At 41.3% G+C, this 17,499-nt stretch carries 14 protein-coding genes and 8 tRNA genes; 7 read left to right on the top strand and 15 right to left on the bottom strand.

The window, feature by feature from the left end; all coding sequences use genetic code 11:
• Position 1: 1 nt before the first annotated feature.
• The 3 genes from yajC to queA form a co-directional block, all read right to left on the bottom strand.
• On the bottom strand, positions 2–334 hold the full coding sequence (yajC, locus tag H5114_RS14430) for a preprotein translocase subunit YajC (protein ID WP_124016296.1): 333 nt from the start codon (positions 332–334) through the stop codon (positions 2–4).
• A 25-nt stretch (positions 335–359) separates the two neighbouring features.
• A complete protein-coding gene (gene tgt, locus H5114_RS14425; RefSeq protein WP_124016295.1) occupies positions 360–1,484 on the bottom strand; it encodes a tRNA guanosine(34) transglycosylase Tgt in 1,125 nt (374 codons plus the stop codon).
• 142 nt (positions 1,485–1,626) lie between these two features.
• Entirely contained in the window at positions 1,627–2,667 is a 1,041-nt protein-coding gene (gene queA, locus H5114_RS14420) for a tRNA preQ1(34) S-adenosylmethionine ribosyltransferase-isomerase QueA (protein ID WP_182723283.1), read from the bottom strand.
• Positions 2,668–3,124: 457 nt separating this feature from the next.
• On the opposite strand from queA, the gene H5114_RS14415 reads away from it, so the two are divergent.
• The 3 genes from H5114_RS14415 to H5114_RS14405 all read left to right on the top strand — a co-directional run bounded on the left by H5114_RS14415 (position 3,125) and on the right by H5114_RS14405 (position 5,159).
• Positions 3,125–3,724 carry an ACP phosphodiesterase gene (locus tag H5114_RS14415; RefSeq protein WP_182698084.1) on the top strand — a complete coding sequence of 200 codons (600 nt, stop codon included), beginning with the start codon at positions 3,125–3,127 and terminating at the stop codon, positions 3,722–3,724.
• Positions 3,725–3,750: 26 nt separating this feature from the next.
• Positions 3,751–4,341 (top strand): protein disulfide oxidoreductase, encoded by a 591-nt coding sequence (locus H5114_RS14410; RefSeq protein WP_182723282.1) that lies wholly within the window; start codon positions 3,751–3,753, stop codon positions 4,339–4,341.
• A 164-nt stretch (positions 4,342–4,505) separates the two neighbouring features.
• Positions 4,506–5,159 carry an RluA family pseudouridine synthase gene (locus tag H5114_RS14405; RefSeq protein WP_182698086.1) on the top strand — a complete coding sequence of 218 codons (654 nt, stop codon included), beginning with the start codon at positions 4,506–4,508 and terminating at the stop codon, positions 5,157–5,159.
• Between the two features lie 78 nt (positions 5,160–5,237).
• On the opposite strand, the gene sstT is transcribed toward H5114_RS14405, so the two are convergent.
• The 6 genes from sstT to H5114_RS14375 all read right to left on the bottom strand — a co-directional run bounded on the left by sstT (position 5,238) and on the right by H5114_RS14375 (position 12,331).
• On the bottom strand, positions 5,238–6,470 hold the full coding sequence (sstT, locus tag H5114_RS14400; RefSeq protein ID WP_182698087.1) for a serine/threonine transporter SstT: 1,233 nt from the start codon (positions 6,468–6,470) through the stop codon (positions 5,238–5,240).
• 497 nt (positions 6,471–6,967) lie between these two features.
• Complete coding sequence (locus tag H5114_RS14395; protein WP_124016289.1) at positions 6,968–7,870, bottom strand: chemotaxis protein CheV; 903 nt, start codon at positions 7,868–7,870, stop codon at positions 6,968–6,970.
• A gap of 523 nt (positions 7,871–8,393) precedes the next feature.
• Positions 8,394–8,873 carry a dual specificity protein phosphatase family protein gene (locus tag H5114_RS14390; RefSeq protein ID WP_124016288.1) on the bottom strand — a complete coding sequence of 160 codons (480 nt, stop codon included), beginning with the start codon at positions 8,871–8,873 and terminating at the stop codon, positions 8,394–8,396.
• Between the two features lie 11 nt (positions 8,874–8,884).
• Positions 8,885–10,168, bottom strand: a complete 1,284-nt coding sequence (locus tag H5114_RS14385) for a DEAD/DEAH box helicase (RefSeq protein WP_124016287.1) — start codon at positions 10,166–10,168, stop codon at positions 8,885–8,887.
• A gap of 71 nt (positions 10,169–10,239) precedes the next feature.
• Positions 10,240–10,791, bottom strand: a complete 552-nt coding sequence (locus tag H5114_RS14380) for a methylated-DNA--[protein]-cysteine S-methyltransferase (RefSeq protein ID WP_124016286.1) — start codon at positions 10,789–10,791, stop codon at positions 10,240–10,242.
• 4 nt (positions 10,792–10,795) lie between these two features.
• Complete coding sequence (locus H5114_RS14375) at positions 10,796–12,331, bottom strand: DNA-3-methyladenine glycosylase 2 family protein (protein ID WP_182723281.1); 1,536 nt, start codon at positions 12,329–12,331, stop codon at positions 10,796–10,798.
• A gap of 223 nt (positions 12,332–12,554) precedes the next feature.
• Between H5114_RS14375 and H5114_RS14370 the strand changes: the two genes are divergently transcribed.
• The gene (locus H5114_RS14370; protein WP_182723280.1) at positions 12,555–14,384 is read left to right on the top strand and encodes an ABC transporter ATP-binding protein; all 1,830 of its coding nucleotides are present in this window, start codon (positions 12,555–12,557) and stop codon (positions 14,382–14,384) included.
• A 280-nt stretch (positions 14,385–14,664) separates the two neighbouring features.
• Here H5114_RS14370 and H5114_RS14365 read toward each other — a convergent pair.
• The 6 genes from H5114_RS14365 to H5114_RS14340 form a co-directional block, all read right to left on the bottom strand.
• Positions 14,665–14,740 (bottom strand) — tRNA-Val (locus tag H5114_RS14365).
• Between the two features lie 28 nt (positions 14,741–14,768).
• Positions 14,769–14,844 (bottom strand) — tRNA-Val (locus H5114_RS14360).
• 36 nt (positions 14,845–14,880) lie between these two features.
• A tRNA-Val gene (locus H5114_RS14355) sits at positions 14,881–14,956 on the bottom strand.
• Between the two features lie 41 nt (positions 14,957–14,997).
• Positions 14,998–15,073 (bottom strand) — tRNA-Val (locus H5114_RS14350).
• A gap of 33 nt (positions 15,074–15,106) precedes the next feature.
• Positions 15,107–15,182 (bottom strand) — tRNA-Val (locus H5114_RS14345).
• Between the two features lie 39 nt (positions 15,183–15,221).
• A tRNA-Val gene (locus H5114_RS14340) sits at positions 15,222–15,297 on the bottom strand.
• A gap of 256 nt (positions 15,298–15,553) precedes the next feature.
• On the opposite strand from H5114_RS14340, the gene gltX reads away from it, so the two are divergent.
• The 3 genes from gltX (at position 15,554) to H5114_RS14325 (ending at position 17,492) form a co-directional block, all read left to right on the top strand.
• Complete coding sequence (gene gltX / locus H5114_RS14335; protein WP_124016283.1) at positions 15,554–16,963, top strand: glutamate--tRNA ligase; 1,410 nt, start codon at positions 15,554–15,556, stop codon at positions 16,961–16,963.
• A 102-nt stretch (positions 16,964–17,065) separates the two neighbouring features.
• Positions 17,066–17,141 (top strand) — tRNA-Ala (locus H5114_RS14330).
• A 275-nt stretch (positions 17,142–17,416) separates the two neighbouring features.
• A tRNA-Glu gene (locus H5114_RS14325) sits at positions 17,417–17,492 on the top strand.
• Positions 17,493–17,499: the final 7 nt, after the last annotated feature.

Here is a 17,499-nt window from a genome sequence, read left to right as displayed (position 1 = left end):
TTTATAACGACTGGATAGAACCTTTAGGCAATACCGCTGCAATATAATCCTTTTTGATCGTGATTTGGTTGTTATCGTTAATAGCTAATAACACATAATCACTTTCTTCACCGATTTTGGTTACTTTGCCTAGAATGCCACCACTGGTTAATACTTCATCACCTTTTGAAATAGAGGCCATTAAGTTTTTGTGTTCTTTAACACGCTTTGACTGCGGACGGAAAATCATGAAGTAAAAAATTAATCCAAACATGACTAGCATGAAAATTAACTGCATGGTTTCGCCACCGGCAGCGCCACTGATTGGGTTTGCATATGCATTTGAAATAAACATAGTTCTCTCTTCTTATTAGCTAAAATTAAACGGTTAATTCAGGTACTTCACGACCGAAACTGGTGTAGAACTCCTTAACAAAGGTGTCTAATGTACCTGTCTCAATTGCGCCACGCAAACCTTCCATCAACATTTGATAATATCGTAAATTATGGATGGTGTTTAAACGCGCACCTAAAATTTCATTACAACGATCTAAATGGTATAAATATGCACGTGAATAGTTTTTACAGGTGTAACAATCACACTTAGGATCTAATGTTGATGTATCATCGCGATGACGCGCATTGCGGATTTTAATCACACCTTCACTAGTAAATAAATGACCATTACGGGCATTACGCGTTGGCATAACACAGTCGAACATATCCACACCGCGACGCACGCCCTCAACTAAGTCTTCAGGTTTACCTACGCCCATCAAGTAGCGAGGTTTGTCAGCAGGGATCTGCGGACAAACATGCTCTAAAATGCGGTGCATGTCAGCTTTAGGCTCACCCACGGCTAAACCACCAACGGCATAGCCATCAAAACCAATATCTAAAAGACCCTTTATACTCTCGTCACGTAAATCTTCAAATACTCCACCTTGAATAATACCAAACAAAGAGTTTGGATTTTCTAAGCGGTCAAACTCATCTCGCGAGCGTTTTGCCCAACGCAATGACATTTGCATCGATTTACGCGCTTCGTCATGAGTTGCTGGATATGGAGTACATTCATCAAAAATCATCACCACGTCAGAACCCAAAGAATCCTGAATTTGCATTGATTTTTCTGGGTCTAAGAAAATCTTTTCACCGTTAATCGGTGAACGAAAATGCACACCTTCTTCGGTTATTTTACGGATGTCACCTAAGCTGAACACTTGGAATCCGCCTGAGTCCGTTAGAATTGGACGCTGCCAATTCATAAAATCGTGCAAGTCACCATGCTTACGCATGATTTCTTCACCTGGACGAAGCCATAAATGGAAGGTGTTACCCAATAAAATATCGGCACCCGTCGCGCGCACTTCTTCCGGCGTCATCCCTTTTACGGTTCCGTATGTTCCCACAGGCATAAATGCTGGCGTTTCTACGGTGCCACGATCAAAAATAAGACGTCCGCGACGTGCACGACCATCTGTTGTATCTAATTCAAATTTCATAAATCACCTTGCCAGATAAACAGTCTGACTCGTTTAGTTTCTATAGTAATGAGGGCAAATCTTAATGCTTCAAGGTTACTGAGACATTAAATCAAAAAAACGCCCACTATTGTGGGCGAGTATTTTAAATCAAATTCGTTGCTTAGGGGGCTTTTTTCGTCACAAACATCGCATCACCATAGCTAAAAAAGCGATATTTCTGCGTAATAGCATGTTGATAAGCGTTCATCACTTCATCAAAACCAGCAAAAGCGCTTAATAGCATGATCAATGTCGACTCAGGCAAATGAAAATTGGTCACCATGGCATCAACGATTTTAAATTGAAAACCGGGATAAATAAAAATATCTGTATCACCACAGAAGGCTTGTAATGGGCCATCGCCACTGGCTCTGGCTGCACTTTCAAGCGAACGAACAGACGTTGTTCCGACGGCAATCACACGATGACCATTGGCTTTGGTTTGCGCGATGAGATCAACGACATCTTGGCCAACATTAGCCCACTCTGAATGCATTTTGTGCTCAAGAATATTATCAACTCGAACCGGTTGAAACGTACCTGCACCTACATGCAAGGTCACAAAAGCAATATTGACACCTTTAGCTTTTAATTCAGCCAACATGGCATCGTCAAAGTGCAAACCTGCCGTTGGCGCAGCCACAGCACCTGGCGTTTGGTTATATACCGTTTGATAACGCTCTTTGTCAGCGTCTTCATCTGGACGGTCGATATAAGGAGGCAGAGGCATATGACCGACATCTTCAAGCACTGCTAAAACACTTTTATCAGACAGTAGTTCAAGTTCGAACAAGGCATCATGACGGGCCAACATTTTCATTTGATATCCGCCATCTAAGTCGATAAGAGTATCAACTTTAGGGGATTTAGAACTGCGAACATGGGCCAAAATACGTTTGTCGTCAAGCATACGTTCTACGAGAATTTCAAGCTTCCCACCCGTAGATTTTTGCCCGAATAATCGCGCTGGAATAACTCGAGTGTTATTAAACACCATCAAATCACCAGTATTGATCAAATTGAGTAAATCGGTGAATTGTTTGTCGGCAAGCTGACCGTTTTCGCCACTTAGCGTGAGTAAACGCGAAGCATTGCGTTGTGCTGTCGGATAGCGAGCAATCAGCTCATCTGGGAGTTCGAACGAAAAATCTGCAACGCGCATGGTATAATCTCAACAGTAAAAACGGCCGCTAGTCTATGGCGAGCGCCGGTTAAGATCAAGTTTACTGATTACTTTTTTGTCGGTTTTTGTTTAATAACCTCTGTAGCAATATCATCTATATCAATCGAATTAGGCTTAGCGTCATTAAATGGTTGATTCGACTTATATGAATGCTCTTCGTAGCGCATATCTATGTGTACTTTATTTCTCTTAGGTACTGTAGACCGACCTAATAACTTTTTTATCAAACTCTTCATCATCCTTGACCCTTAAGATTAATCATATACCCTTTAACGGCTGTTATATTTGAGCATGTCACAACAATAATGATGTCCAATACTCAATGACATTTTTATATAAATCGTTATGATTAAGTTCACACTCTAGCCTAATTGTAACAGTTCGTTACAAACGGCTTGTATCATACTGTAAAATAATAAAATTAGAAGTACCATTTATGAACTTTCTAGCTCACTTACATTTAGCCGACATCAGCAATACTCACCTAGTAGCTAATTTGTCGGGAGATTTCGCCAAAGGTAACATTAGCCAACATCCGAAGCATCTGCAGCAAGGAATATGGCTACACCGTCAAATAGACCAAATTACTGACAGTCATGAAATTATTATCGATTTGCTCAAGTTATTCCCTAAAACCTCACGTCGGGTAGCCCCCATATTGATTGACCTTGTATTTGATCATTATTTAGCCTTTTATTGGGAAGAGTACCATCACCAGCCACTAGATGAGTTTTGTCAAAAAGCCTACCATCAGCTCAATACGACACTTGAACTCCCTTCGACATTACAAGCAATAGCGCCACAAATTATTGAGCAGGATTGGTTAAGTAGTTATCAAACAAGACTAGGGTTAAACCAGGCGATTAAGGGGGTAAGTAAGCGATTATCAAAACCTGAATTGTTTGACCATGCCATTAAAGATATTGATAAAATTTATGTTGACATCGAAATTGCATTTAGAACCTTTTATCCGCAATTGATGGCCTATAGCAGATTGTATAGTCGTAAAACGCCTGCTGAATATTTACCATTATAGAGAGTAATAACAGGAGTGAATTAAGAATGCCATCATGGGTAATCAACCTAAAATCTACCCTCAAATCCAAGCGATTTTGGCTTACAAGCCTTCGTGATATCACACTCATTGGAATAGCATTATTTTTTATTGCCAGTTATTTGCAACGAGATATGCGCAAAGGTGCTGCTGTCCCAATTGAAGCACACTCGATAACCAATAAACCCATATCACTGTTTACCTCAACATCTGTTGAGATGGAACAGCAATCCAACTCTTTGAGTATCAGCAATAAACCTACGTTGGTATATTTTTGGGGTACTTGGTGCCCGATATGCCAAGTCACCTCGCCTATGGTTAACTCGGTCAGTTCAGATCAAGATTATCAAGTGGTTTCTATTGCAGTTGCATCAGGTACCGATGCTGAAATAACAACCTTTATGCAGCAGCATGATTATCGTTTTGAGGTGATCAATCAACAAAACCAACCTCAGGCAATATCATTAAGCCAACAATGGGGCGCAATGGCTCTACCCGCGATTTATATCATCGATACGAATAACAATATTCGCTTTGTCACCTCAGGCGTAACCAGCAGTTGGGGCATGTCGTTGCGCTTGTGGTTAGCGACTTGGTAAACAACCTTTAGCCAAACATCTCTATATCAATTGGATAATTGATTTTTTGTTATTAGCAAAATTTTGTTATTATTCGCACCATAAGTGCGCATGGCTGAGTACTCATAAGCATCAGTGCCACACATCTTACCTGAATCAGACTCAATCAAAGAGAACACCTTATCATGCACATCTTTACATATAAGCCGCCATCTATTCCTTGGTTGGACATTCGCTATAAAGACCGTGATATTATCGTGATTAATAAACCTTCTGGGTTATTATCAAACCCAGGACGCTCGCCAGACACATTTGATACCGCAATAACCCGCTTGCAACTATGCCATCCTGAAGCCATTTTGATCCATCGTTTAGATTGCGACACCTCGGGTATTATGATTTTTGCGCGAACCAAAAAAGCCGAATCACATTTAAAAATTCAATTTCAAAATCGCCAAGCCAAAAAAGTGTATATTGCAGAAGTCACTGGCCACGTCGATGAACAGCAGGGGAAAGTAAACTTTGCTATCGGCCCAAATCCTGATTCGCCGCCATTTCAAATGCTCACCAGCACAGGCAAAGCTGCGTTAACCTACTTCCAAGTACTTGAACATAGACCACACTCAACCTTGATGGAACTTAAGCCGCATACGGGTCGCACTCATCAACTTAGGGTGCATATGTTATCCCTTGGTCATGCTATTTTAGGCGATGAATTTTATGGTGATGCAGCAACGATCAATGCCAGTAAACGTTTAAACTTGCATGCACAGTCACTGACAATTACTCACCCTTACAGCCAAGCTGAAATGACTTTTTTTAGTCAACATCCATTTTAATAATATAAGTGAAGCCAGATTAGACGAAAAAAAATGCTGACGCGGTGACGTCAGCATTTTTTAATCAGTGTCATAACATTAACTAGCTTGAGCAGCTTCTTTCGCTTCAGCGGCTTCACATGCTGCAGCGGTAAATATCACATCCGTAGAGCTATTCAATGCTGTTTCAGCAGAGTCTTGGATCACTCCAATGATAAAGCCAACAGCCACCACTTGCATCGCAACATCATTAGAAATACCAAATAAGCTACATGCTAATGGAATCAACAATAGCGACCCACCGGCAACACCTGATGCACCACAAGCTGAAACAGAAGCAATAACACTCAATAACAGTGCCGTCATAAAATCGACTTGAATTCCCAATGTATTTGCAGCAGCTAAAGTTAATACCGTAATAGTAATTGCTGCACCGCCCATATTGATGGTTGCACCAAGAGGAATAGACACTGAATAGGTGTCTTTATGCAATTTAAGTTCTTCACATAAAGCCATGTTTACCGGGATATTGGCTGCACTAGAACGAGTAAAAAATGCCGTAACCCCGCTTTCACGTAAACACTTAAACACTAATGGATAAGGATTACGTTTAATTTTGACATACACAATAATAGGGTTAACCACCAAAGCAATAAATAGCATCGATCCCACTAACACCATCAGTAATTGACCATAGCCTGCTATGGCTTCAAAACCTGTTTCGGCAAAGGTAGCAGCCACTAAGCCAAAAATACCGATAGGTGCTAAACGGATAACAAAGCGGACAATATTCGACACTGCATCACTGACATCAGAAAGCATTCTCTTAGTACTGTCACTGGCATGATGCATGGTTATCCCTAAGCCTGCCCCCCACACCAAAATGCCAATATAATTACCGGTTAATAATGCATTAACTGGATTATCGACAATTTTAAATAATAAGGTATTGATAACTTCACTAATGCCTTGAGGAGGATTTGAGCCTTCAATTCCGGCGGTTAATAGTAAAGTGGTTGGAAACGCAAAACTAAATAACACTGCGGTTAATGCTGCTGCAAAGGTTCCCAGAAGATATAGTCCAATAATTGGACGCATATTGGTTTGGCTATTTTTCTTTTGATTAGCAATAGATGATGCCACCAAAACAAAAACCAGTATTGGCGCAATCGCCTTTAAAGCTCCCACAAAGAGTGAGCCTAAAAAAGCCACATTGTTGGCACCAGTTGTGGAAATACTTGCCAGGACCACACCCAAAATGATCCCGCTGATAATTTGAAGCACAAGGCTACCGTGAGCGATACGAGCGAATAGTGATGTTTTTTGATTCATTACTTAACCTATGATTATTATATTTATAGCTTTTTATGATCAAGGTTTTACTTATCTTTAGAAAGGGAAACATCAAAATGTTAATCATATCTGAACAGTTATCACCCACTGCATGTGGTGATATAAAACATACGTTTTAATACTGACAACATCATTGATAATATCAATGCTATTACTGAAAACACCCTGCTGTTTTACTCATTGATGTACGATCAATTCAACACGCTCAATTAACACACTTCAATCATTCCGTTTTCAGGGATAGCACTCCCTCATTAAAGTTAAGCATTACCTTGTGAACAGCGAATATACTGAACACTGTAAAAGCCTCATAGCTATATATCAGGATGGTGTGTGATAAGTCTAGTATTGATACAAAATGAGTAAAAAAATTTAAGCTTCGCTCATAAAGAAAGCATTAAATTGAAGCTTACCGACAACTTGCTACAAAATTGTTAACCATGTTAAAAATGAATAAATATCAAAAAATATCACCATTAACTTGGTTGTAATGCCTGTGCGCCTCTAAGCATTGCTTCAATCAGCTCTTTAGCATCAAATTTCGTTAATGCCTCATTTGCGCCAACTTGCTTGGCTTGGCTGACACTTATTTCACTCGATAATGAGGTATGAAGAATAATATATGCATGCTCAATTGCCGGATTATTTTTAACTTCGAAGGCTAATTCGTAACCATCTAGACCTGGCATTTCAATATCACTTACCAATAAGTCGATAGGTTTTCTTTCTGCGGCGGCTAGCTGCATCATTTGCAATGCATCACGGCCATCTGCGGTGACTTGATACGCTATATTAATGGAGTCCAGAGCATCGGATAATTGTTTACGGGCAACTTTGGAATCGTCCACCAACAAAATACGCAATGGTGATAATTTTTCACGTTGAACATCGGTTAATATTGCTCGATTACTAATGGGATCATCAGGGAATATTTTCGATAATAACAATTCGACATCAAGTAATTGCACTAATTGATCATTAAAACGAGTGACACCAGTTAAAAAGGCATTTTTGCCTAAGTTGCCAGAAGGCGCCTCAATATTACGCCAATTACACTCAATGATCTTATCAATGCCACGCACCAGAAAACCAATGACCATTCGCTGACAATCGGTAATGATGATGTAGCAATCTTTTCGCTCAGATTCACTCACAGGTTTATAGCCAATAGAAGCCGCCATATCAATAACCGGTATAGTCATACCACGAATAGTCGCCGCGCCAAGAATAGCAGGGTGAGAATGCGGGATTTTAGTTAAAGGAGTATACGGTACGAGTTCACGAATTTTTAGAGTACCCAAGGCAAATAATTGTGTTTGATTCAACTTAAAAAGCAATAGCCCCTGTGATTGATTCGCTTTGCTTATTTTAGGACTCATTATTACCCCTTCATCTGAAGACTGAAATCAACTTCACTATAGCATTTATTGGCAATATGTAGACTAGCTTTTATCGGTATTTATCTACAAATAGCATTACAAATCACAAAATTAGCAATTCACCTGATAATAGTCAGCACTGATATAATGCCGATTGCGATCACGCTTCAATAAATCATTTTTTGTCATTAATCCTTGATAAATATTACCGACTTATCAAGTTACGTTAACCGCTTGCCGCTGATGACTATTGCTATCAATACTCTTGTCACCACGATTAGTCTATATAGAACGGAAAAGGCAGCTCAAAAAATAACGTAAACTTCAAATAGCTAAATGCTGTGTGACAATTCACATTATAGGCATTACCTGACATAACTGCCTAAAATATATATCAAATGACTCATGAGCATAAATATTTACGCTGATCTAGGCCCTTTAAAACAACGAAGGGAGACATAGATGAAATCAATGATTGATCTCATCTATTGTCTCCCTGATGCAATATTTAAATTTAACTCAATTAGTTTGAAGCAGATTGGAGCTCGTAGAGCACGTCATACACAAACTGATCCCAACCATCAGCATCAAACGCTAAACCACTGGCATTACGCACTTGACTAACGGCATGTAAGGGCGCAGCACCATTTTCCATCATGTAATAAGCCATTACCACTTCAGTACGATTAATGCCTGAACGACAATGAAGTAACACAGGTAAATTATCAGCTTCACACTCACGAATAAATGCGAGTACCTGAGGTAGTATTTCAGCACAAATGGCTAAATCCTCAGGCTCAGGTGGAATATTGTCAGGTAAATTAAATACTTTATGACGAATACCTAACTCTGCCATGGCCTTAGTGTCGCAACCTTCACCATTGTTTAATGATGCAATTGCACCGAAACCCGCTTGCTGTAACTCAGCTAAGTTCCATGCATCTTTGTTTGGACCACTACGACCTGCAACTTGTCCATCAACTAACCAAAAAATATGTTTCATATTACCTACTACTAATCTGGTTTTTTAGCCCAAATATCAACATTAACTGAGGACAACTTTTTACGTTTCTTTTTACCACTGCCTTCAGGCTTAGCCATTGGCTTAGGTTGTTCCAGCACGTTTTCGGGCACTACATCATCAGCCTCAAATCCAACAACTTGTTCACGCTCAAGGCGGATCTGATTCTTCTTCTCGATAACACTGAAGTGATGATACTCATCATGGGACAGCAAGGTCAACGCTAAACCGACCTCTCCTGCACGTCCACTTCGACCAATTCGATGCATATAATCTGCTGGACTGCGCGGTAAGTCAAAATTAATTACCACTGGTAATTTTTCAATATCAAGACCACGGGCAGCAATGTCTGTTGCAATGAGCACTTGAATCTCGCCGGCTTTAAAACCTTCCAATACCCGACTTCGCGCACCTTGCGCTTTATCTCCGTGAAAGACTTCAGCAGTGATACCACGTTTAGCTAATTTTTGAGCTAAATGATTACAACTATTTTTAGCGCCGACAAAAATGAGCACTTGACGCCATTGATGTTGTTGAAGCAGATGAGCCAGTAAGGCAGTCTTTTTTTCACGATTAACCGTCATGACACGCTGAACTAAGGTGCTTGCTTCAGCACTTTGTAATTGTATCTCAAGCGGATTGACTAGCAGCGCTTGCGTTAGTTGGCGAACTTCATCAGGGAAAGTGGCAGAAAACAATAGCGTCTGTTTTTTCTTAGGAAGTAAGTCAAGCACCTGAGTAAGCTCTTCAGTAAAACCTAGGCTTAACATACGGTCAGCTTCGTCAAGCACTAAGGTTGACACTTGAGATAGCTTTAATGCGTTAGACGAAACTAAATCGAGCAGACGACCTGGTGTTGCGACCACAACATCAGCACCACCGCGCAATGCTAACATCTGAGTGTTAACAGACACACCACCGAAGGCCGCAACCACTTTAATGTCACCATTTAAGTGAACCGCATAGGATTTAAAGCTGTCGGCAACTTGCTTGGCTAACTCTCTTGTAGGCACTAAAACTAACGCACTAACAAAATTTCCTTTAGATGATACAGCTTGACGACTGACTAATTGATGCAATATTGGTAGCGCAAAAGCAGCTGTTTTACCCGAGCCGGTATTGGCACCTGCTAGTAAATCTTTACCAGTTAGCGTGCTTGGAATAGTTTCAGCTTGAATAGGGGTCGGCTGAAGGTGATTAAGCTCAGCCAATCTTGCCAACAATGGAGTATGCAGGCCAAATTCAGCAAAAGTCGTCGCGAGAGAAGCTTGGGTCATGTATCAAATGCGCTCAAAAAATGAATATCAATCGCGCATTTTAACGTACTTTACCCCAGCAGTCAGATAAATTAACGAATTTGTTCAATCCCTTCTAAGTCGAGTAACCACTGTTTCATCTCAAGCCCATAAGCATAACCAGTTAGCTTGCCGCCCTTGCCTATCACGCGATGGCAAGGGACAATTATCGCTATCGGATTGGCGCCATTTGCTGCACCTACCGCTCTGACCGCTTTAGGCCTACCTATGGTATTAGCGATATCACTGTAACTGCAACGCATTCCAAATGGCAACTGACTCAATGCTTGCCAAACCTCTTGTTGAAACACAGTCCCTTTCGGCGCTAAGGTCACATCAAATTGTTGCCTTGTCTTAGCGAAATATTCAGCTAACTGAATCACAGTTTCATCAATGTGGCGCTGCGCCTCTAGTAATATAGCGCGATCAGGCTCGATATCGCTTTGCGGTAAAGCAACTTGAGCATGAACGTTTACCGTTAAACTCCTTTGAGCCAGATCCTCAACCTGTAAATGGGTTAATCCATGCTCAGATGCTTTAAGCGACAGTAAGCCAACAGGACTTGTAACTAAGGCATGGCACTTAGGCGACGTAAAATGGGTCATAAAATTATCCGTTTTTGGCAGCGACAGGATCGTGATCCCAAAGCTGAAAGGTTAAGTAACTGCCCCAAGGTGATGCTTGTTTTGTCATATCAGCAGCAATACTTAAATATGATTTTGGTGTTTCAATGGATTGACCCGCCTGTTCATGTAACGCATACAAGCGCTTTTTGATAACTAAATCAGAACTCAAAAACATATCTGGATCACTTAAGCCGCGCATCTTAGCGTACGCGACAGTCCACGGACCAATACCTTTTACTTCAAGCCAGTCGTCAGGTGTTGAGTCTGCATGTTGATGTACAAATTTCCCCAAAGCATTCAATGCTAATTTTCGAGCACCAGGCATATTTAGTTCATCCAATGATGCTGCAGCAATAGTTTCTGGCGTCGGAAATAATCGCCAAGTCTTACCATCAATGAGAAGTGTTGTACCATAATGCTTAACCAGTAAATTTAATAACTTAGTCGCTTGCAATACACTCACTTGTTGCCCTAACACAGCTCTACAAGCAGCTTCAAACACACTGCCCGTGGCTGGAATACGCAAGCCAGAGTCAATTTGAGCTCCTAATGTAATAATGGGTAACAATGCTTGGCGAATAACGACCATGTCAGCATCTAAATCGAACATACGCCGTAACTGCAATACAATATGATGTAATGATTTAATATCGTTAGCATCTAGTAAGTAAATACTCACATCCAGCTGGGGTTTATCGATATTAGGCGAAACATAAAAAAAACCGTCAACCCCATCAAATGAAAATGTTCGACCATAACGACCTAATTCATCGTCAATAACTTCCATATTGTCGACTTGACGAAATGCATAAAAAGCTAACATTTTACTCCAACTCAGAGGCGGTCGGTAAGATAATGCTAATGTAATTGGTTTAATGTAAGTTCTCACTTGGTTATCGTTATAAGGATGAGTGTCGTCCGTTGAACCTCGGCTTTTTTGGCGCAAATCACTCGGGGTTAACAATAACTGTTGTTTAAAAAATTCATTAAACCGCCTGATGCTATTAAAGCCTGCAGCCATAGCAACTTCAGTCATTGATAATTGTGTTTGGTGTAATAACTGTTTAGCAAACATCAACTGCTGATATAACGCAAAGCGTTTAGGCGATGTCCCCATTCCTTGATTAAAGAGTTTATGTAGATAGCGACTGCTAATGCCGAGCTTTTGTGCCAACGACTCGACAGTTCCAGCGTTGTCGCCACTTAAAAAGCCTTGTTCAATTAACTTGATGGCTCGCATTAATGTTGTTTGAGTGCCTAACCACGCAAAGGAGCTTGGAGCACTATCTGGTCGACATCTCAGACAAGGCCGGAGCCCTGCATTCGCCGCTTTTATAGCAGAATCAAAGTAACGAACATTTTTTTCATAGGCCGCTGGGGCGGGACAGATTGAGCGGCAATAGATCCCGGTGGTAAGTACCCCAGTAAAAAATTGACCATCAAAGCGTGCATCACGACTCAATCTCGCCTGTTGGCAGATCTGAGCTGTAATATTGCAATCGCTGTTAATCTGTACCATTAATTACGTTAACCTCGTTAACTTTAGTCAAGTGCAATAGAAAAACTGAACCTTTTTCAGTGCACTGCGTATTTGAGTAATTATCTTACCTAAACACAACAACCACGACTAGCGGAAAACGGAACTCAATCGTTTCGTATAATGTAACAATTTAACCGATTACATTTGGTAGATTTACGTTATCCTAGTCAGCAGAATTTTCACCATTACGTTAGAGCATTAGATGTTTAAATTTTTTGAATCATTGACCCAAGCACTGCCACAAGAAGAGCCGACCCAGCCCCCCAATACCCTGTATGCATTTTGCCGCCATTATACCCGCGGATTTGGGTTACCTTTAATTGTGATGTCGGTGCTAACGGCCATATTGGCGATGTTGGAAGTCTCGCTCTTTGGGTTTATGGGCAAATTAGTCGATTGGTTAGTGACCAAAAACCCGCAAACTTTATGGCAAGATGAAGGTACAACATTAATCATCATGTCGGTGCTTGTGTTAGTGGTTATTCCGCTGATTGTCTGGCTGCATGCGTCTATCGTGCATCAAACACTATTGGGCAACTACCCTATGGCGATTCGCTGGCAAGCACATCGCTATTTGCTTAAACAAAGCATCTCATTTTATCAAGATGACTTTGCCGGACGAATAGCCACTAAGGTTATGCAAACATCGCTTGCGGTCCGTGAAACGGTGATGAAATTACTCGACGTTCTCATGTATATCTTGGTTTATTTCACCTCGATGCTGGTGATGATTGCCGCTGCTGATGTGCGCCTGATGCTGCCCATGCTGGTATGGTTGGCTGCTTACGTCTTAATTCAGTGGAAATTAGTGCCAAAGTTAAAGGCGATATCCACTGAGCAAGCCGATGCTCGTTCAACCATGACCGGGCGTATTGTTGACAGTTATACCAATATTTCTACCGTAAAGCTGTTCTCACATACCACCCAAGAAGCTGACTATGCGCAAGACAGCATGACACATTTCTTAAAAACTGTTTATGGCCAAATGCGCCTGGTAACGATCATTAATGTCTTAGTACAAATCATTAATTATGTGTTGGCGTTTACTATCGCTGCGGTATCTATTTGGTTATGGGCTGACAATGCGATTACGGTTGGCGCAATTGCCATTGCTGTAAGTTTAGCCCTCCGTTTAAATGGTATGTCACAGTGGATTATGTGGGAAATCAGTTCGCTATTTGAAAACATTGGTACCGTTACCGATGGAATGAATACTTTATCGAAACCGATTGCGATTCAAGATAAACCCTACGCCAAAGACATTACTGTAGATCAGGGTAAAATCGATTTTAACCAAGTGAGTTTTCATTATGGCGAAAAAGCAGGAGTCATTGAACAGCTAAACCTGAATATTAAAGCGGGCGAAAAAGTCGGTTTAGTAGGACGCTCTGGTGCAGGAAAGTCGACGTTAGTAAACTTACTAATGCGTTTTCATGATGTTGAAAAAGGCCAAATACTCATTGATGACCAACCTATAACAGATATTACCCAAGACTCATTACGGGCAAACATTGGTATGGTTACTCAGGACACATCTTTGCTGCATCGCTCAATTCGTGAAAACATTTTGTACGGCGATCCACATGCCAGTGACGAGCAACTAGTAGCTGCTATCACTCAAGCACAAGCAGCAGAGTTTATTGATAATTTAACTGATCCATTTGGTAACAAAGGACTCGATGCCCAAGTTGGTGAGCGCGGAGTCAAGCTATCTGGTGGCCAACGCCAACGCATTGCCATTGCAAGAGTATTATTAAAGAATGCACCCATTTTATTACTTGATGAAGCAACATCAGCGCTCGACTCTGAAGTTGAAGCCGCGATTCAAGAATCATTGTATGAATTAATGGAAGGCAAAACAGTGATAGCGATAGCGCATCGACTGTCGACGATTGCAGCTATGGATAGGCTAATTGTATTAGATAAAGGCTGTATTGTTGAGCAAGGAACTCACCAAGAACTCATTGACGCTAAAGGCATATATGCACAGCTTTGGGCTCACCAAACCGGTGGTTTTTTGGGTTTAGATTAAAACTTACCCGAGATAGTTTGTAACTCACCTCTACTGCAAAAGCCACTCACACAATGAGTGGTTTTTTTATTGTGGTATAAACAATAGGATTCAACACAAACAGCTATATTCGCGATTAGACCAACAGCAAAAATGAACAGATATGATAATGGAAATCAAAAAATCATGATGTTTTGTTTAATTAGGTTGGGATTATTTTTGATGGTGTTTGATGATGTTTGATATTGAGGATGAAGCTAGATGGTGTTTGATTATGTTGGATATTGAGGATGAGGCTAGATGGTGGTCGCTACTGGGCTCGAACCAGTGACCCCCTCCTTGTAAGGGAGGTGCTCTCCCAGCTGAGCTAAGCGACCTGGGATATAGCGCAAAACTAAATTGATATGGTGGTCGCTACTGGGCTCGAACCAGTGACCCCCTCCTTGTAAGGGAGGTGCTCTCCCAGCTGAGCTAAGCGACCTGGGATATCAATCTTTTTATAACTGTTAGTAAAATATGGTGGTCGCTACTGGGCTCGAACCAGTGACCCCCTCCTTGTAAGGGAGGTGCTCTCCCAGCTGAGCTAAGCGACCTGGGATATTTTACTTTTGAGTCCATCAATCTATAAAAGATATGGTGGTCGCTACTGGGCTCGAACCAGTGACCCCCTCCTTGTAAGGGAGGTGCTCTCCCAGCTGAGCTAAGCGACCTGGGACTCTACACAAAAGCTTCTGAAAATTATATGGTGGTCGCTACTGGGCTCGAACCAGTGACCCCCTCCTTGTAAGGGAGGTGCTCTCCCAGCTGAGCTAAGCGACCTGGGATATAATTAACAGTAATGTTCCATAAATAAAAATATGGTGGTCGATACTGGGCTCGAACCAGTGACCCCCTCCTTGTAAGGGAGGTGCTCTCCCAGCTGAGCTAATCGACCTCGCTGTGTGGGGCCGTATTATAGGGGGCAAGCAAAACCTGTCAACGCTTTTTATTTAAAATATTGCCAGTCGGGCTAAAATTGTTCGCTTTGATGCTTTGTTGAACAAGGGATTGTACTCAATAATAAAGAAAATTCAAAAACAACCCTAGGTTTAGATGTCCGCCATTTCAACTGCTGGGTTTGACTGTTAGAATAGCGTCACATTTTTTTGTTTGTCTTCTTTAGACGTTTATAAATAGGTTAGTGTCCGATTATGACTACCAAGACGCGTTTTGCTCCAAGTCCAACTGGTTTTCTTCATGTAGGTGGTGCTCGAACAGCACTTTATTCATGGTTGCACGCTCGTGCTAACAATGGTGAATTTGTACTTCGTATTGAAGACACTGATATTGAACGTTCAACTCAAGAAGCCTGTGACGCTATCCTTGATGGTATGAACTGGTTAGGTTTGACTTGGGATGAAGGTCCTTACTACCAGACTAAGCGTTTTGATCGTTACAATGAAATTATTGCGCAAATGCTTGATAAAGGCACTGCCTATAAATGTTATTGTTCTCGTGAACGTATTGAAAGCATGCGTGAAGAGCAAGCTGCACAAGGTCTACAACAAAAATATGACGGTTGCTGTCGTAACCTTGCACCTCGTGATACTGATGAGCCCTTTGTTGTTCGCTTTAAAAACCCTATCGAAGGCAGTGTGATATTTGATGATCACGTCCGTGGACGTATCGAAATTTCTAACGATATGCTTGATGACTTAATTATTAAGCGTACCGATGGCGTACCTACTTATAATTTCTGTGTTGTAGTCGATGACTGGGATATGGGCATCACCTGCGTTGTACGCGGTGAAGATCATATCAATAATACTCCACGCCAAATCAACATACTTAAAGCATTAGGCGCACCTATTCCTGAATATGCTCATGTGTCGATGATTCTAGGTGACGATGGCGCCAAGCTATCTAAGCGTCATGGTGCTGTAGGCGTTATGCAGTACCGTGATGACGGGTATTTACCTGAAGCACTATTAAACTATCTTGTTCGCTTAGGTTGGTCTCATGGTGATCAAGAAATATTTTCAATGGACGAGTTGAAAACGCTGTTTAAATTAGATGATATTAATAAAGCGGCTTCAGCTTTTAATACTGATAAGCTCGTTTGGCTAAACCAACATTATATCAAGTCTCTCGATCCTGTTTATGTCGCATCGCATTTACAGTGGCATATGGATGATCAGAAAATTGATACTAGTAATGGCCCAGCGCTAACTGAAATTGTTACGGCACTATCTGAACGTGCGAAAACGCTAAAAGAGTTAGCCGCTTCAAGCCGATACTTCTATGAAGACTTTGCAGATTTTGATGAAGCCCAAGCTAAAAAGCATTTACGTGGCGTTGCACTAGAGCCTCTAACATTGTTTAATCAAAAATTATCTGAGCTAAATGATTGGAGTGTAGAGAATATTCACCACGTTATTGAAGCGACAGCAACTGAACTTGATGTCGGTATGGGTAAAGTGGGTATGCCTTTACGTGTTGCCGTGACAGGCGCAGGGCAGTCTCCTGCGTTAGATTTAACCTTGTTCTTAATCGGAAAAGAAAGATCTGCACAAAGAATATCCAAAGCGATTGAATTTGTAGCAGATAGAATAAATTCCTAAAAAACGAGTTGACACTTTTGGGTATGCTGCATAGAATGCGCCTCGCAGTTGAGACATGATGTTAGTTTTTTCTAGTAGCATATCCAAAAGCATTAAGTAAGAGGGGTTATAGCTCAGCTGGGAGAGCGCTTCGCTGGCAGTGAAGAGGTCCACGGTTCGATCCCGTGTAGCTCCACCACTTACTTAACTATCTTTAAATAGATATTAGCATTGATGTTTAGCCTACAGGCACCAATGAGTATTCACTCGATACAGAGTATAACGTATCAACTGTGTCCCATTCGTCTAGAAATAGAGCTTAGGACATCGCCCACTTTGGTTTGTAAAGAGTCGGCGGTAACAGGGGTTCGAATCCTTAGGGTTTTGTGCTTCATTATAGGTAACTAGCACTGGTGTTTAGCCTACAGACATCAATGAGTATTCACTCGATACAGAGTATAACGTATCAACTGTGTCCCATTCGTCTAGAGGCCTAGGACACCGCCCTTTCACGGCGGTAACAGGGGTTCGAATCCCCTATGGGATACCATATTTAA

The organism is Shewanella sp. SR43-8 (assembly GCF_014163775.1).
Classification (GTDB): Bacteria; Pseudomonadota; Gammaproteobacteria; order Enterobacterales; family Shewanellaceae; genus Shewanella; species Shewanella vesiculosa.
This window is presented reverse-complemented; position numbering and strand designations above follow the sequence as displayed.

Excerpts from the sequence above, each read along its gene's own strand:
- queA (WP_182723283.1), bottom strand. The coding sequence starts at position 2,667 with ATGCGCGTTGCAGATTTTTCGTTCGAACTCCCAGATGAGCTGATTGCT.
- tgt (WP_124016295.1), bottom strand. The coding sequence starts at position 1,484 with ATGAAATTTGAATTAGATACAACAGATGGTCGTGCACGTCGCGGACGT.
- H5114_RS14370 (WP_182723280.1), top strand. The coding sequence starts at position 12,555 with ATGTTTAAATTTTTTGAATCATTGACCCAAGCACTGCCACAAGAAGAG.
- H5114_RS14395 (WP_124016289.1), bottom strand. The coding sequence starts at position 7,870 with ATGAGTCCTAAAATAAGCAAAGCGAATCAATCACAGGGGCTATTGCTT.
- H5114_RS14390 (WP_124016288.1), bottom strand. The coding sequence starts at position 8,873 with ATGAAACATATTTTTTGGTTAGTTGATGGACAAGTTGCAGGTCGTAGT.
- H5114_RS14415 (WP_182698084.1), top strand. The coding sequence starts at position 3,125 with ATGAACTTTCTAGCTCACTTACATTTAGCCGACATCAGCAATACTCAC.
- H5114_RS14405 (WP_182698086.1), top strand. The coding sequence starts at position 4,506 with ATGCACATCTTTACATATAAGCCGCCATCTATTCCTTGGTTGGACATT.
- gltX (WP_124016283.1), top strand. The coding sequence starts at position 15,554 with ATGACTACCAAGACGCGTTTTGCTCCAAGTCCAACTGGTTTTCTTCAT.
- H5114_RS14410 (WP_182723282.1), top strand. The coding sequence starts at position 3,751 with ATGCCATCATGGGTAATCAACCTAAAATCTACCCTCAAATCCAAGCGA.
- yajC (WP_124016296.1), bottom strand. The coding sequence starts at position 334 with ATGTTTATTTCAAATGCATATGCAAACCCAATCAGTGGCGCTGCCGGT.
- H5114_RS14375 (WP_182723281.1), bottom strand. The coding sequence starts at position 12,331 with ATGGTACAGATTAACAGCGATTGCAATATTACAGCTCAGATCTGCCAA.
- sstT (WP_182698087.1), bottom strand. The coding sequence starts at position 6,470 with ATGAATCAAAAAACATCACTATTCGCTCGTATCGCTCACGGTAGCCTT.
- H5114_RS14380 (WP_124016286.1), bottom strand. The coding sequence starts at position 10,791 with ATGACCCATTTTACGTCGCCTAAGTGCCATGCCTTAGTTACAAGTCCT.
- H5114_RS14385 (WP_124016287.1), bottom strand. The coding sequence starts at position 10,168 with ATGACCCAAGCTTCTCTCGCGACGACTTTTGCTGAATTTGGCCTGCAT.